Genomic DNA, 14,518 nt, shown 5'->3' with positions numbered 1-14,518 from the left:
GGAGCGCGTCACAGGAGATCAATGCATGCCGCTTTCCAAGCCGATCATCCCTGTCATCCTGTCGGGCGGATCGGGCACGCGTTTATGGCCGATGTCGAAACCCGAGCGGCCCAAGCAGATGCTGGCGTTGACGGCCGAGGATACGATGCTCCAGCTGACAGCGCGGCGCGCCTGCGGGGAGCGGTTCGCGGCGCCGATCGTCGTCGCCAATGCGCGGCATGCCGACATGGTCGAGGAACAGCTCGAGGCGGTCGAATCAGCGGCGCAGGCGCTGATCCTCGAGCCGATGGGCCGCAACACCGCGCCCGCGATCGCGCTGGCGGCGCTGGCAGCGGGCGGCGGTTCGGATGCGCTGCTGGTGATGCCGTCCGACCATGTCATCACGGATGTGCCGGCCTTTCATGCCGCGATCCATGCGGCGATGCCGTTGGTGGCGGAAGGATGGCTGATCACCTTCGGGATCGATCCGCATGCGCCCGAGACGGGCTATGGGTGGATCCATGTCGGCGAGGAGATTTCCGGCGGCGTCCACCGGGTGGCGAAGTTCGTCGAGAAGCCGCCGCGCGACAAGGCCGAGGCGATGCTGGCGGCGGGCGACCATGCCTGGAACGGCGGCATCTTCCTGTTCCGCGCCGACATCTATCTCGGCGCGCTCGCCGCCCATGCGCCCGAGATGTTGCACGCCTGCCAGCAGGCGATGGCGGCCGCCCGCACCGAGGGTTGCCGCATCTATCCCGATGCCGATGCCTTTGCCGCCTCGCCGGCCGATTCGATCGATTATGCGGTGATGGAAAAGGCCGAGCGCGTCGCGGTGGTGCCGGTCAGCATGGGCTGGAGCGATGTCGGTAGCTGGGATGCGCTGCACGAGATCAGCGTTGGCGATGCCGACGGCAACGTCCATCACGGCGAGGTCATTGCGATCGATACCGCCAATTGCCTGGTGCGCAGCGACGGCGTGCGTATCGCGATCGTCGGGGTGGAGGACCTGATCGTCGTCGCCAGCGGCAATGACGTGCTGATCCTGCCGCGCGGGCGCAGCCAGGAAGTGAAGAAGCTGATCGAAGCGATGAAGGGCTGAGCCGACAGGCGAGCAGTCTGTTGGAGACTTTTGTCACACCTATGTGACCTTATCCGCCAGATTTCTTCAGATTTTATACAATGATATCAGCATTTTGTCGGAACGATGCATCGTAACCGTGTGACAAAATTCGTCTGTGTGTTCGGCGCTTGCATATCAAATACCACGTTATATAACGTGTTATGTGATTGGAAGGAGTGACGCATGGCAGGCGATATCGTTGCCGAACTCGGGCATCTTTTCCTCGGCACCCGGCTGAAGCGGCTGGCGGAACGGATGCAGGCGGACGTGCAGAAAGTGGCGGCTGAGGCCGGCCTGCCGATCCAGCCGAGCCAGTATCCACTGCTCGCGCTCATCGAACGCGAAGGCAGCATGACCGTCGGCCAGATCGCCGAGACGCTCGGCATCAGCCAGCCCGGGGTGACGCGCAACATGGCCCGGCTGATCGAGCTCGGCCTGATCGACATGACGCGGGAAGGGCGTGACCAGCGCCAGAAATCCTTGTCGCTGAGCGACGCGGGCAAGGCAGCGATGGAAGTGTCGAAGCGCGAAGTCTGGCCGCGGATCGACATGGCGGTCGCCGCGCTGTGCGAGCCCTTGTCCGGGCCGTTGCTCGGTCAGATTTCGGCGATCGAGCGAGCGCTCGACGAGAAGCCGCTCGATCGGCGCGCCGCCGATCTCGGGCTGACGATCCTGCGCTACGATGATTCGCTGGCGCGGGATTTCCACGACATCAACGCCGAGTGGATCGAGACGATGTACCGGCTGGAGCAGGCCGACCGCGATGTGATGGAGAATCCCCGAGAGCGGATCGTCGATCCGGGCGGCGACATCCTGTTCGTCGAGGCCGAGGGGCTGGGCGTGGTCGGGACCTGCGCCCTGCGGAAGACCGGGCCGGGGCAGTTCGAACTGACCAAGATGGGCGTGCTGGCCTCGGCGCGCGGGCGCAAGGCCGGTGAATTCCTCCTTCGTGCTACGATTGCGCGCGCAGCGGATATGGGTGCGGAGACGCTCTACCTGCTCAGCAACCGCAAGAGCGAGGCGGCGATCCATCTCTACGAGAAGCTCGGTTTCGTGCACGATACCGACATCATGCGCGATTTCGGCGCCCGCTATGAGCGGTGCGACGTCGCGATGCGCTACCGGCCGGCGTAGGGCCGACCCGTCCACAATCGTCATGCCGGACTTGTCCCGGCATCCACTGGCCCGCAAGAGCCTTGGCCTTTGATGTGCGGCACAGTGGACCCCGGGACAAGCCCGGGGTGACGGAAGATGTGTTGGGGGCGCTCGAAAACCTGGCCCGTCACCCCATCAGCGCTTCCGCCTGGTCGAGCGTGTCCTTGAACGTTGCAACCACTGCCTGGTACGGCGCGGGGCTGGCCATATCGAGGCCGGCGCGCTTCAGGATGTCGACGGGATAGTCGGACCCGCCGGCCTTCAGCACGCTCAGATAATTGTCCCGCTCCTTCGCGCCGCCCTTCAGGATCGAGCGGGCGAAATAGGACGCGGCCGAGATGCAGGTCGCATACTGATAGACGTAGAAGCTGGTGTAGAAGTGCGGGATATATGCCCATTCCGAGGCGTAGGACGGGTCGATCGCGACCTTGGGGCCATGATAGCGCTTCAGCAGGTCGAGATAGATCGCGGTGAACTTCTCGCCCGACAGGCCTTCGCCCGCCTCGGCCTTGTCGTGCACCGCAAGCTCGAACTCGGCGAACATCGCCTGGCGGTAGAAGGTGCCGCGCATCGCCTCGAGCTGCTGGCCCAGATAGAAGAGCTTCTCTTCCCTGGTCTTGGCCTGCTTGACCATATAGGCGGCGAGCAGCTGCTCGTTGCAGGTCGACGCGATCTCCGCGAGGAAGATCGGGTAGTCCGACTTCTCATAGACCTGGTTCTTGTTCGAGAGCAGCGAGTGCATCGCATGCCCCCATTCATGCGCATAGGTGGTCATCCCGTCGTAATTCTCGCCGAGATTGAGCAGCAGATAGGGGTGCAGGTCGTAGGCCGCGCCGGGGTTCATATAGGCGCCCGATTTCTTGCCCGGCCGCGGCAGCGGGTCCATCCACTTCGCCGCGGTCGCCTTGGCGAACAGCGCGCCATATTCCGGACCGAGCGGCTTGACCGCTTCGATCGTCGTGGTGCGCATCTCCGCCAGGCTCACCTTCTTGTCGAGCTGAACGAGCGGGGGATAGATGTCGTAATAGGCCATGTCGGGCAGCTTGAGCATCCGCCGGCGCAGCTCGAAATAACGGTGCAGCTGGGGCAGGCCGTTGTTCGTTTCCGCGACGAGCGAGCGGTACACGGCCTCGGGCACATTGGCGCCCGACAGGTACATCGCCAGCGAGGTCGGGTACTTGCGCGCTTTCTTGCGGAAGATGTCGGCCTTCACATGGCTGAGATAGGCGGTGCCGAGCGAGCTCTGGAACCGACCATATTCGGCCCAGAACGTGTCGAACACCAGCTTGCGGTCGGCGCGGTTGGGCGCGTCGCGGGTGAGGGTATAGGCCTGGTCGTCGAGCCGGACCTGCTTGCCGGTCGACAGGGTGACGGTCGGCCAGGGAATGTCCGACGCGACCAACTGCTCGCGCGTGTCGCGCGCACCTGAAAAGGGTGAGGACGTGCCGGCGAGGAGATTCTCGCCCTCTGGCGACAGGGTATGTTCTTCCTGGCGCAGGATGTCGGCGAGATAGAAATCGAAGCGCTTCTTCAGCACCTCATTGGCCGCGACGAAACCGTCGATCTTCGCCTTGCCGATCGCGAGCAGCTCCGGGGCGATCCAGGATGTGGCCTCGCCGAACGCGGTGAACATGTCGTTCGCCTGGGCCTGCTTCTCCTGCGCGGCGGCGACGCGAAGGTCCTCGTCCGCCTTCAGGCTGATATAGGTATAGACCCGGCTGGCGACGCGGCCGAGATCCGACTGGGCGACCAGCGCCGCGGCGAGCGAGTCCGCGCTGGTGCCGAGCGTACCCTTGAACTTGAGCAGACCGGGGATTTTCGCGAGCACATCCTTGCGTGCGGCGTCCCAGGCGGCGTCATTGGGATAAAGCTCGCTCAGGTCCCAGGCGGCGACGGTGCCGGCGGTTGCGGCATCCTGCGCCCAGGCGGGCATGGCGGCGGCAAGCGTGGTCAGGGCAGCGGCGGCGAGAGCCTCGCGGCGCGAAAGACTGGTCATGTGACGGGAATCCCCCAAAGTATCGATTGCAACGACTTTGTCGCGCTTCCCGGCGCTTGGGAAGGGGGTGTGCCGATAAACTAACGCACGTCTGCTGCGAACGGCACGCCTGGACCGCTCAACGACACAAAGTCGGCGGCGGCGCGGGCTGTATGGGCGGGATGAAGGCGATGCCGTCGAGCATACGGACCCGTGGGATAAGCGCCGCGGGCACCTGCTCGCCGCGATAGAGGATGTAGAGCCGCGTCGGATCGATCCGGCCGGCGAGGAAGGTGCGGCGATCCTTGTCGATCCGCGCCTGCACCGATCGTGGGATGCGTGCGACATACATGTGGCGCATCGGGCGGCAGGCCAGCATGGCGCGCCAGCCGATCTCCTCGGTCAGCCGCAGGTCGCGGTGCGGATCGGGCGGCTGAAGCTCGATCGCCGAGGCGCTGGCGATCAGCGCCTGCCAGCGCGGATCGCGCGTCGCGCCATAGGTGCCGGGCTTGCTCGCCAGCGCGGTCTGGGGGCGGATCGCGGCGAACATCGCTGACATGTCGGCGACCTGCAGTACCAGAGCCGCGGCAAGCACCAGCATACGCCGTTCGAGCCGGTAGGCGGTAAGGATGGCGGCATAAACCATGGTGTAGGCGACCGGCCAGAACAGCCGCCCGGAGCCGCGGACCAGATCGAGCGCATCGACTACCCGTTGGGGCAGGGGCACGAACAGGATGCGCTGGCCGTGCAGGACCAGCACATTGGTGATGGCGAGCAACGTGAGCACGGCAAAGGCGGGCAGGAGCCAGCGCAGGTCGCTTGGTTCGGCTTTCCGTGCGCGGATCGTGGCGACGATCGCGACGAGGACGAGCAGGATCAGCCCGGTGCCGAGATACTGGAAGCCCTCATAGCCCATGGCGCTGTTCGGCGTCGACGGCAGGAACAGGGTATAGCCGGGATTGGCCGGGTTGATCAGCGCATCGAGCGCCATCGGGAAGCCGCCATAGGTGCCGGTGGACACGGGCGGATCAAGCAGGCCGTGCAGCAATGCCAGCCCCGTCGCCATCGCCCCGACCACACCGGTCATGGCGATAGCGCGGCGCCGGTCGGGCGCGGCGCCCGTCACCAGGTCGCGCAGCATCGCGCTGGCCCAGATCGCGCCGACGATCAGCAGCATATAGCTGTGGACCAGCCCCGCCACGCCGATCAACGCGAGCCAGGGCAGCCAGCGGCGCGACCGCGCGCGGTCGATGAAGATCCACAGTGCCCACAGGATCAGCCAGTGCGCGCAGAGATTGGCGTGGCCGTAGCGATTGTAGAGCGTCGGCAGCAGGGTGAGCAGCGCCGTGCCCAGCCAGGCGCTCGGGAAATCCGGCGCGTGCGGCTCCACCAGCAGCCAGGCGAAACGGACATGCAGCGCGAGGCTGATCAGCAGCCACCAGCCGATGAACTGGACGCCGGCCGGCAGGAAGGGGGCAAGCGGCTTGAGCAGCAGCCCGAGCAGCGGGTTGCCGTCCATCATCAGCAGGTGCACGCCCTCCGGCGCGAGGATCAGCGGTGTCGCGGTGCCCGGCCAGTCGCCCGACTGGAGATAGGCCGCGAGCCCGAGCGCAGTCGGCCCCCAGTCCTGGCCTGCCAGCACCCAGCCGACATTGGTGACGTCGAGGATCGCCGGATTCATCCAGGCGAGGAATGCGCCCAACGCGATCGCCGCGAGCGCGATGAAGCGAAGGGCAGTGGTGGCCATGATGCGCTTCTGCCCGATCAGCGCGACTATATGGTTAACGCCGCGGCGGCGGGCCGGGTGCGATGATCGCGACGCCGTCGAGCTTGGTCACTCGGTGGGCCAGCACCGGCGGCGCCTTGCCGTCGAGCAGGACATAGAGGCGGCGCGGGTCGGTCTGCCCCAGGATGAACGCCGCGCTGTCGCGCTGCAGGCGGCGGCGCACCGCCACCGTCTCGCGCGAGGCATAGAAGAAACGCACCGGCTTGCCCGCGACGATCGCGCGCCAGGTGACTTCCTCCATCAGCGCGAGATCGCGGTACATTTCGGGCGGCTCGAACTGGATCATGTCGGCCTGGGCGATCAGCGCGTCCCAGCGCGGATCGAGCGTGCGGTGATAGGGGCTGGTCAGCTCGGCCCACCCGCCGCTCTCGCGCGCCGATTTGAGCAGCGGCATCGTGTCGATCACCTGCAGCAGCAGCGCTCCCGCGAGCAGCCAGGTGCCGAACCGCATCCGCGCCACCACCACGATCGCCGCGAAGGCGAGCGTGTAGAGCACCGGCCAGAACATCCGCCCGGCCGCGCGGATCGGGTCGAGTGCCTTGCCGACCCAGTCGGGCATCGGCAGGCTGGCAATCACCACGCCGCGCCAGATGAGGTGCGGGGCGATCGCGACGATCGTCAGCACCAGAAAGGCCGGCAGCAGCCAGGCGAGGCGGCGGAACAGCTGGTCGTCGCGGATTTCCCCCCAGCGGCGGATGCCCTGAAACAGCGCCACGACGATGAGCGCGAGCAGTCCCGCACCGGGATAGTTCATCCCCTCCAGCGCCTGGGAGGGGTTGAGCGCCTTGGCCGGCAGCAGCGCCGAATAGGCGCCGGTATTCGGATTCCACAGCGCGTCGAGCGCCATTGAGAAACCGCCATAGCCGCCGACTGCGATGGTCGGTTCGCTGACCGTGCCGAGCAGGATCGGGACGATCAGCAGCGGTGCGACGACGATCGCCACATCGCCGAACATCCTCGCGCGGGCCCTGTTGTCAGGCGCCAGCAGGAATTGCCGCAGCATCGCGCTCGCCCAGATCGCCGCGACCATCACCAGGATATAGGGGTGGATCAGGATCGAGGCAGTGACGACCGCCACCCACCAGCCCGGGCGCTCGGATCGATCGGCGTCGACATAGATCCACAATGCCCAGAGGATCAGCCACTGCGCGCAGAGATTGACATGGCCGAAGCGCGCGAGGAGCACCGGCATCAGGGTCAGCAGCGCAGCGCCGATCCAGGTCGCCAGCGGGTTCGGGGTGAACCGCCGGACCAGCGCCGCGGCGAAAGCGGTATGGAGCAGGATGCAGGTCAGCAGCCACCAGCCGATATACTGGATACCGACCGGCAGCACCGAGGCGAAGGGCCGCAGCACCAGGCCGAGCAGGGGATTGCCGTCGGTCAGCGAGAGCGGAATGCCATCGGGCGCCATCAACAGGTTGGAATGCAGCGACGGCCATGGTGGCGGTGCGCGCAGATAGGCCGCCATGCCGATGACGGCCTGACCATGGTCATTGCCGTCGAGCAGCCAGGCAATGCGGGTCGGATTGAGGACGTTCGGGTTCTGCCAGCTGAAGAACACGGCCACGCTCAGGGCGAGCCAGGGAAGGATCCAGGTGAGCAGGCGGCGCATCGGGGGAGGGTCATGGCGGAGTGGGGGCGGAAAATCCATGGCCCAACGCATTCCTCCCCGGAACGGGGAGGGGGACCACGAAGTGGTGGAGGGGCTTGGAGCGCGGGGCAGATGTACCGTGCCCCTAGCCCCTCCACCACGCGCTGAAGAAGCGCGCGGTCCCCCTCCCCCGGAGGGGGAGGAATGAGAATGAGAATAAAAAAGGGCCGGAGGTTTCCCTCCGGCCCTTCTCTTTTCCAGCCGGTCGGCCGGACAGTCCTGGAATTCCGGCGCGGGCAAAGCCCGCGCTGTCGTCGGACGGGTTCGGCAGTATCCTGCCGACCCGCCGTCCGTCCTCGGGCGAGTCCTGCGCCAGTCTGGCGCAGGCCGCCCTTCGGATCAGAAGTCCATACCGCCCATGCCGCCCATGCCGCCGCCGCCCATGGGCATGGCGGGCTTGTCTTCCGGCAGCTCGGACACGGCGGCTTCCGTCGTGATGAGCAGGCCGGAAACCGAAGCCGCGTCCTGCAGGGCAGTGCGGACGACCTTGGTCGGGTCGATCACGCCGCTCTCGACGAGGTTCTCATACTTCTCGGTCTGGGCGTTGAAGCCCTGGGTCGGATCATTGCCCTCGAGCAGCTTGCCCGAGATCACCGCACCGTCATGGCCGGCGTTCGAGGCGATCTGACGGACCGGAGCATAGAGCGCCTTGCGGACGATATCGATGCCGCGGGTCTGGTCGTCGTTCGCGCCCTTCATGCCCTCGAGTGCCTTGGTGGCATAGAGGAGAGCCGTGCCGCCGCCGGGGACGATGCCCTCTTCGACTGCCGCGCGGGTCGCGTGGAGGGCGTCGTCGACGCGATCCTTGCGCTCCTTCACCTCGACCTCGGTCGAACCGCCGACCTTGATCACGGCAACGCCGCCGGCGAGCTTGGCGAGACGCTCCTGGAGCTTCTCACGGTCGTAATCGCTGGTGGTGTTCTCGATCTGCTGACGGATCGCATCCGTACGGCCCTTGATCGCGTCATGGTCGCCAGCACCATCGACGATGGTGGTGTTGTCCTTGTCGATCGTGACGCGCTTGGCGGTGCCGAGCATGCCGAGCGTGACGCTCTCGAGCTTGATGCCGAGATCCTCGGAGATCACTTCGCCCTTGGTCAGGACCGCGATGTCCTCGAGCATCGCCTTGCGGCGATCGCCGAAGCCAGGAGCCTTGACGGCTGCGACCTTCAGGCCGCCGCGGAGCTTGTTGACGACGAGCGTGGCCAGGGCCTCGCCCTCGATGTCCTCGGCGATGATCAGCAGCGGACGGCCCGACTGAACGACGGCTTCCAGGATCGGGAGCATCGCCTGCAGGTTCGACAGCTTCTTCTCATGGATCAGGATGTACGGATCGGCGAGCTCGACCGACATCTTTTCCGGGTTGGTGATGAAGTAAGGCGACAGATAGCCGCGGTCGAACTGCATGCCTTCGACGACATCGAGCTCGAATTCGAGACCCTTGGCTTCCTCGACGGTGATCACGCCTTCCTTGCCGACCTTCTCCATCGCCTCGGCGATCTTCTCGCCGACGACGGTGTCGCCATTGGCCGAGATGATGCCGACCTGGGCGATTTCCTTGGTGCCCGAGACGGGCTTGGAGCGCGCCTTGAGGTCCTTGACGACTTCGATGACCGCGAGGTCGATGCCGCGCTTCAGGTCCATCGGGTTCATGCCGGCCGCAACCGACTTCATGCCCTCGCGGACGATCGCCTGGGCGAGAACGGTCGCGGTGGTGGTGCCGTCACCGGCGACGTCGTTGGTCTTCGAGGCCACTTCGCGCAGCATCTGCGCGCCCATGTTCTCGAACTTGTCCTTCAGCTCGATCTCCTTGGCGACGGTGACGCCGTCCTTGGTGATGCGCGGTGCGCCGAACGACTTGTCGATCACGACGTTACGGCCCTTCGGCCCCAGCGTGACCTTCACTGCGTCGGCGAGGATGTCGACGCCGCGGAGAATGCGCTCACGCGCGTCACGCGAAAATTTTACGTCCTTGGCTGCCATGTGAGGCTACCCTTTCAAATTGGAAAGTTGAGGAAATTCGGAAAGTCGTGGCTTAGCCGACGATCCCCAAAATATCGGATTCCTTCATGATCAGCAGGTCTTCACCGTCGATCTTAACCTCGGTGCCGGACCATTTGCCGAACAGAATCTTGTCGCCGGCCTTGACGTCCAGCGGGGTGATCGTGCCGTCCTCGGCGCGAACGCCGGTGCCGACGGAGACGACTTCGCCTTCCTGCGGCTTTTCCTTGGCGGTCTCGGGGATGATGATCCCGCCCGCGGTCTTCTCTTCAGCCTCTACGCGGCGGACGAGGACGCGGTCGTGCAACGGACGAAAGGTCATATGCGCTAGTCCCTTTAAAGTTGGGGTCGATGAATCATTGTTAGCACTCGCCTGCGGTGAGTGCCAGCGAGGTGCATATGTGCCCGCACCCGCGCCGCGTCAACGGGCCGCGGCCTGAAAAATGCCACCGGTTGTCGTTCCGCCTGCGTGTCGCACGGCGGCGCCGGCGGCCGTTGCCGTCGTCGCGTTCAGGGCCGGTACGGAATTTACTCCCGTTCACGCTTGCTCTAGCGGTGAAGGCCAACCGCTTGTGCAGGGGTAGGCTTAGTGAAACTGGTTCGGGGCGCCTGGAAGATCCTGGTCGGCATCAAGGACGCGCTTGTCCTCATCGCCATGCTCATCTTCTTCGGCCTGCTGTTCGGCGCGCTGTCCGCGAAGCCCGGGCCGACCGTGATCCGCGACGGCGCGCTGGTGCTGCGGCTCGACGGCCAGATCGTCGAGCAGCCGGCCGAGGCCGATCCCTTCGCGGCGCTGGGCGGTTCGGCCCCGGTGCATGAATATCGCCTGCGCGACCTGGTCCGCTCGCTCGACAAGGCCAAGGACGATGATCGGGTGAAGGCCGTCGTGCTCGATCTCGACTCGTTCGGCGGGGGCTATCCCGCGGCGGTCGACGAAGTCGCCAATGCGGTCCGCCGCGTGCGCGACGGCGGCAAGCCGGTGCTCGCTTACGCCACTGCCTATACCGATTCGGGCTATCGCCTCGCCGCCAATGCCAGCGAGATCTGGATGAGCCCGATGGGCGGCACGCTGTTCATGGGGCCGGGCGGATCGCAGCTTTATTACAAGGGCCTGATCGACAAGCTCGGCGTCAACGCGCATGTCTACCGCGTCGGCAAGTATAAATCCTTTGTCGAACCCTATACCCGCGCCGATGCTTCGCCCGAGGCGAAGGAAGAGAATCTGAAGCTCTACGGCGTGCTGTTCGGCCAGTGGCAGGAAGCGATCGCCAAGGCGCGCCCCAAGGCGAAGTTCGCCGATTTCCTGAGCAAGCCGGGCGAAGTGATCACGGCAGTGCAGGGCGATATCGCCAAGGCGAACCTGCAGGCCGGGCTGGTCGACAAGCTCGGCACGCGCTTCGATTTCGGCAAGCGTGTGGCGGAGCTCGTCGGGTCCGACAGCAACAAGCCGGCCGGCACCTTCAACACGATCAGATATGCCTCCTATGTCGAGGCGAACCCGCTGCCGACCGGCGGCGACGCCATCGGCGTGCTGACCATCGCGGGCGACATCGTCGACGGCCGGTCGCGTACCGGCAGCGCGGGGGCCGATACGGTCAGCAAGGCGCTGCTCGACGGGCTCGCCAAGAAGAACCTCAAGGCGCTGGTCGTGCGGATCGACTCGCCCGGCGGCTCGGCGCTCGCGTCGGAGGACATGCGCCGCGCGATCATGGAGGCGAAGGCGCAGAAGCTGCCGATCGTCGTCTCGATGGGCAGCCTGGCCGCGTCGGGCGGCTACTGGGTATCGACCGCGGGCGACGTGATCTTCGCGCAGCCCAATACCATCACCGGATCGATCGGCATCTTCGGCATCATCCCCTCGTTCGAGAACACGCTACGCAAGATCGGCGTCACGACGGACGGGGTGAAGACGACGCCGCTGTCGGGCCAGCCCGATGTGATGGGCGGCTTCACCGCGGAGACCGATACGATCTTCCAGGCGGGCATCGAGAATGGCTATCGCCAGTTCATCACCCGCGTGTCCGAAGCCCGCAAGCTCAGCCCGACGCGCGTCGACGAGATCGGCCAGGGCCGGGTGTGGGACGGCGGCACCGCGCGCCAGATCGGCCTGGTCGATCGCTTCGGCGGGCTGAAGGACGCGATCGACGAGGCGGCACGCCGCGCCGGCCTGAAGCCCGAGGACGTCCATGCCGAATATCTGGAGAAGAAGCCGGCCTGGTTCGGCCAGTTCGTCGAGAAGATCATGGGCCCGGGGGATGACGACGACGATGCGAGCAGCGAGGGCAGCGACGCCTTCACGAAGATCGCCGCCGAGCGCCGCGCGATCTTCGCCCGCGCGCTGGGTGACGTGAAGCGCATCGGCACCGGGGCCGCGATCCAGGCGCGCTGCCTGGAATGCGAAGGCCTGGGCGGCAGCTTCGGTACCGCGAGCGCCTCGGCCTCGGACATCAAGCTTCTCGATTTCGTACTCGCAAAGGTGACTCAATGATTGCAATCCGCGCCGCCCGATCAGACGACGCTGCCGCCATCGCCGCGATCTACGCACCCTATGTCGAAACCGGCACCGTCTCCTTCGAACTGGAGCCGCCGGACTCGCGGGCGATGCGGACTCGCATGGCCGCGTCCGAAGGACTCTATCCCTGGCTGGTCGTCACCAATGGCGACGAAGAGGGCGGGGTGCTCGGCTATGCCTATGCGACCAAGTTCCGCGACCGGCCGGCGTATAAATATATCGTCGAGACCTCGGTCTACCTCGCCAGCGGCACCCAGGGGCAGGGCAATGGCCGGCAGCTCTACGACGCGCTGGTATCGACGCTTCGTGCGCAGGGTTTCACGCATGCGGTCGGCGCGATCGCCTTGCCCAACGACCATTCGATCCGCCTGCACGAATCGGTCGGCTTCCGCCGCACCGGCGTGCTGCGCGAGGTCGGGTACAAGCAGGGCCGCTGGATCGATGTCGGCTTCTGGCAGCGCGAGCTGAACCCGGCGACCATCCCGCCGCTGGAGCCGAAGCCGTTCAGCGAAGTGGGGCTCGTGCGGAACGGGTGATATTTCCCTGTCCCGCCTGGGGATGATCGATTCCAGGCCTGACGATCAGGGTAACGTCATGCCGGACTTGTTCCGGCTTCAGCGAAATTGCCGGACAAATCGCATATTGCGAACGCCATTCGCCCAGGCGGCAAAGCCGTCGATCTTGCCGTTGGGCTTGCGCGTAAAGACGAAGGTGGTTGTGCCCCGAAGCCGCGTGGTGAAGCCATTGTCGAAGCGCGGCGTCAGCGCCCATTCCACGGCGAAGGGCTGGCGCATGACCAGGGCCTGGCCCTGTCGTACCACCGCGATTCGCGTATCCAGTTCCGCGCTGTAATAGGTGCCGACATAGGCGGCGAGCGCGTTGTCGTCGGTCCTGGCGGGCGCGACGGCGATGAAGCGCTGGCGCGCTCCGGCATGCTCGAATGTGACGCTAACCGGCCTGCCGGTCGCGCCGGCAAACTGCACGCTGTCACCGTCCGCGCGCCGAAAACGCTGGCCATGGTCGAAGATCAATATTTGGGATCCCCCTTGCTGCAGCGTCAGCCGATGATCGACGACCTTCATCTCGACCAGTTCGCCGGTGACCGGATTTCGAAAGAGTCCCTGGTACCGCGTTAGGTCCCCGTGGGGCGCCGTCGCGGCCGGTCGCAATGCGGAGGCTGCGATCTCCCCGTCGGAATGCCCCATGGCAAGGCCCTCGGCGAGGAGAGCCTGCTCTGCGACCTTTTCGCCCAGGCCGACCGGATCCACGCCCCCATTGTTGCAAAGCACCGCCACCGAAATGCCCTTTTCGGGGTAGCGACCCAGCCAGGTCTTGTAGCCACCGGTCGAACCGCTGTGCGAAACCATGCGCAATCCGTGCGTGCGGGTAACCTCGAGACCCAGGGCGTATTCGAGCGCTACGCCATTGCTCAACGTGCCGGGCGTTTGCAGCCTGGCCACCAGAGCCTCGCCGCCGGGCAGCTCTGACGGATGGTCGAGGAAGGCGTTCCAGCGCAACAGGTCGCCGATCGTGGTAAGCAGGCCGCCATTTCCGTAGACATTGGTGAAGGGCATGCTGGCGATGAATCCGTCACCGGCCGACGCATAGGCCATTGCCCGCCCCGGAACGACCGTACGGAAATCCTCCCGCCATCTGCTGTGGCTCATCCCGAGAGGCCGGAACAGCCGCTGGTCCGTGAAGCGCTGCAAGCTCGTGCCGCTGACCCGCTCGATGATGATCGCCGCCAAAGCGTAGTTCGTGTTGGTGTAGAGGAATTCCGCGCCCGGGGTGAAGTTCAACCCCTTTTGGCGCGATGCCAGGTCGAGGATCGTGGCCTGGGTGTGCACCTGGCTTCCGGGCGGATTGCCGGCGAGGGCGAGCAAGCTCCATTGCTCGCGCAGGCCGCTGGTGTGGGTGAGGAGGTGCCGGATCGTGACCGCGGTGCCATAGTCGGGCATTTCCGGCAGGTAGCGCCGGATATCATCGTCGAGCGTCAGTTTGCCGTCCTGAACCAGCATCAGCATGGCAGCGGCGGTGAATTGCTTGGCGACGGATCCGGTCTCGAAAACGCTGTCTGCCGTAAGCGCCGACGGGTGCTCCAGATCGGCGAGCCCATAGCCGCGCGTCAATGACGCGGTTCCCGCGGATTTCACACCCGCCACACACCCCGGGCCCGTTGGGGCGATCGATGCGAAGATGCCGTCTAGGTCGATAGTGGGGCGTTCTTGCGGAGAGGGCATGTTCTGGGCGGCGGCAGGCAAGGCAGCGGCAAGCAGCCAGGACAGGGCTGGGATGGCGATGCGAGGGGAAACAGGACGCATGGAGAACTCCGATGAACA

The 14,518-nt window shown here is 65.7% G+C and carries 10 protein-coding genes; 4 read left to right on the top strand and 6 right to left on the bottom strand.

What is annotated here, in order from left to right; translation table 11 throughout:
* Positions 1 to 25 precede the first annotated feature (25 nt).
* Positions 26 to 1,078, top strand: a complete 1,053-nt coding sequence (locus tag WC729_RS02960; RefSeq protein ID WP_372849365.1) for a mannose-1-phosphate guanylyltransferase/mannose-6-phosphate isomerase — start codon at positions 26 to 28, stop codon at positions 1,076 to 1,078.
* Positions 1,079 to 1,282: 204 nt separating this feature from the next.
* Positions 1,283 to 2,233, top strand: coding sequence for a GNAT family N-acetyltransferase (locus WC729_RS02955; RefSeq protein ID WP_372849363.1), 951 nt, complete (start codon positions 1,283 to 1,285; stop codon positions 2,231 to 2,233).
* Between the two features lie 148 nt (positions 2,234 to 2,381).
* Here WC729_RS02955 and pepF read toward each other — a convergent pair whose 3' ends face one another.
* The 5 genes from pepF to groES all read right to left on the bottom strand — a co-directional run bounded on the left by pepF (position 2,382) and on the right by groES (position 9,989).
* On the bottom strand, positions 2,382 to 4,250 hold the full coding sequence (gene pepF / locus WC729_RS02950) for an oligoendopeptidase F (RefSeq protein WP_372849361.1): 1,869 nt from the start codon (positions 4,248 to 4,250) through the stop codon (positions 2,382 to 2,384).
* A 118-nt stretch (positions 4,251 to 4,368) separates the two neighbouring features.
* Positions 4,369 to 5,976, bottom strand: a complete 1,608-nt coding sequence (locus WC729_RS02945; RefSeq protein ID WP_372849359.1) for a DUF6311 domain-containing protein — start codon at positions 5,974 to 5,976, stop codon at positions 4,369 to 4,371.
* Positions 5,977 to 6,010: 34 nt separating this feature from the next.
* Positions 6,011 to 7,627 (bottom strand): DUF6311 domain-containing protein, encoded by a 1,617-nt coding sequence (locus WC729_RS02940; RefSeq protein WP_372849358.1) that lies wholly within the window; start codon positions 7,625 to 7,627, stop codon positions 6,011 to 6,013.
* 378 nt (positions 7,628 to 8,005) lie between these two features.
* Entirely contained in the window at positions 8,006 to 9,649 is a 1,644-nt protein-coding gene (gene groL / locus WC729_RS02935; protein WP_372849356.1) for a chaperonin GroEL, read from the bottom strand.
* Positions 9,650 to 9,701: 52 nt separating this feature from the next.
* On the bottom strand, positions 9,702 to 9,989 hold the full coding sequence (gene groES / locus WC729_RS02930; protein ID WP_372849354.1) for a co-chaperone GroES: 288 nt from the start codon (positions 9,987 to 9,989) through the stop codon (positions 9,702 to 9,704).
* 267 nt (positions 9,990 to 10,256) lie between these two features.
* Here groES and sppA point away from each other — a divergent pair, with 267 nt between their 5' ends.
* Both sppA and WC729_RS02920 read left to right on the top strand, forming a co-directional pair.
* The gene (gene sppA, locus WC729_RS02925; protein ID WP_372849352.1) at positions 10,257 to 12,155 is read left to right on the top strand and encodes a signal peptide peptidase SppA; all 1,899 of its coding nucleotides are present in this window, start codon (positions 10,257 to 10,259) and stop codon (positions 12,153 to 12,155) included.
* Positions 12,152 to 12,715, top strand: a complete 564-nt coding sequence (locus WC729_RS02920) for an N-acetyltransferase family protein (RefSeq protein WP_372849350.1) — start codon at positions 12,152 to 12,154, stop codon at positions 12,713 to 12,715. The genes sppA and WC729_RS02920 overlap by 4 nt, the downstream gene beginning before the upstream one ends.
* 78 nt (positions 12,716 to 12,793) lie before the next feature.
* Here WC729_RS02920 and WC729_RS02915 read toward each other — a convergent pair whose 3' ends face one another.
* Positions 12,794 to 14,500, bottom strand: coding sequence for a serine hydrolase domain-containing protein (locus tag WC729_RS02915; protein WP_372849348.1), 1,707 nt, complete (start codon positions 14,498 to 14,500; stop codon positions 12,794 to 12,796).
* Positions 14,501 to 14,518 lie beyond the last annotated feature (18 nt).

Source organism: Sphingomonas sp., assembly GCF_041661825.1.
Classification (GTDB): Bacteria; Pseudomonadota; Alphaproteobacteria; order Sphingomonadales; family Sphingomonadaceae; genus Sphingomonas.
Note: the sequence above shows the minus strand (reverse complement) of the source record. Positions and strands in the feature narration are given on the sequence as shown.

Coding starts and splice junctions, on each gene's coding strand:
- WC729_RS02960 (WP_372849365.1), top strand. CDS start 26: ATGCCGCTTTCCAAGCCGATCATCCCTGTCATCCTGTCGGGCGGATCG.
- WC729_RS02955 (WP_372849363.1), top strand. CDS start 1,283: ATGGCAGGCGATATCGTTGCCGAACTCGGGCATCTTTTCCTCGGCACC.
- pepF (WP_372849361.1), bottom strand. CDS start 4,250: ATGACCAGTCTTTCGCGCCGCGAGGCTCTCGCCGCCGCTGCCCTGACC.
- WC729_RS02945 (WP_372849359.1), bottom strand. CDS start 5,976: ATGGCCACCACTGCCCTTCGCTTCATCGCGCTCGCGGCGATCGCGTTG.
- WC729_RS02940 (WP_372849358.1), bottom strand. CDS start 7,627: ATGCGCCGCCTGCTCACCTGGATCCTTCCCTGGCTCGCCCTGAGCGTG.
- groL (WP_372849356.1), bottom strand. CDS start 9,649: ATGGCAGCCAAGGACGTAAAATTTTCGCGTGACGCGCGTGAGCGCATT.
- groES (WP_372849354.1), bottom strand. CDS start 9,989: ATGACCTTTCGTCCGTTGCACGACCGCGTCCTCGTCCGCCGCGTAGAG.
- WC729_RS02920 (WP_372849350.1), top strand. CDS start 12,152: ATGATTGCAATCCGCGCCGCCCGATCAGACGACGCTGCCGCCATCGCC.
- WC729_RS02915 (WP_372849348.1), bottom strand. CDS start 14,500: ATGCGTCCTGTTTCCCCTCGCATCGCCATCCCAGCCCTGTCCTGGCTG.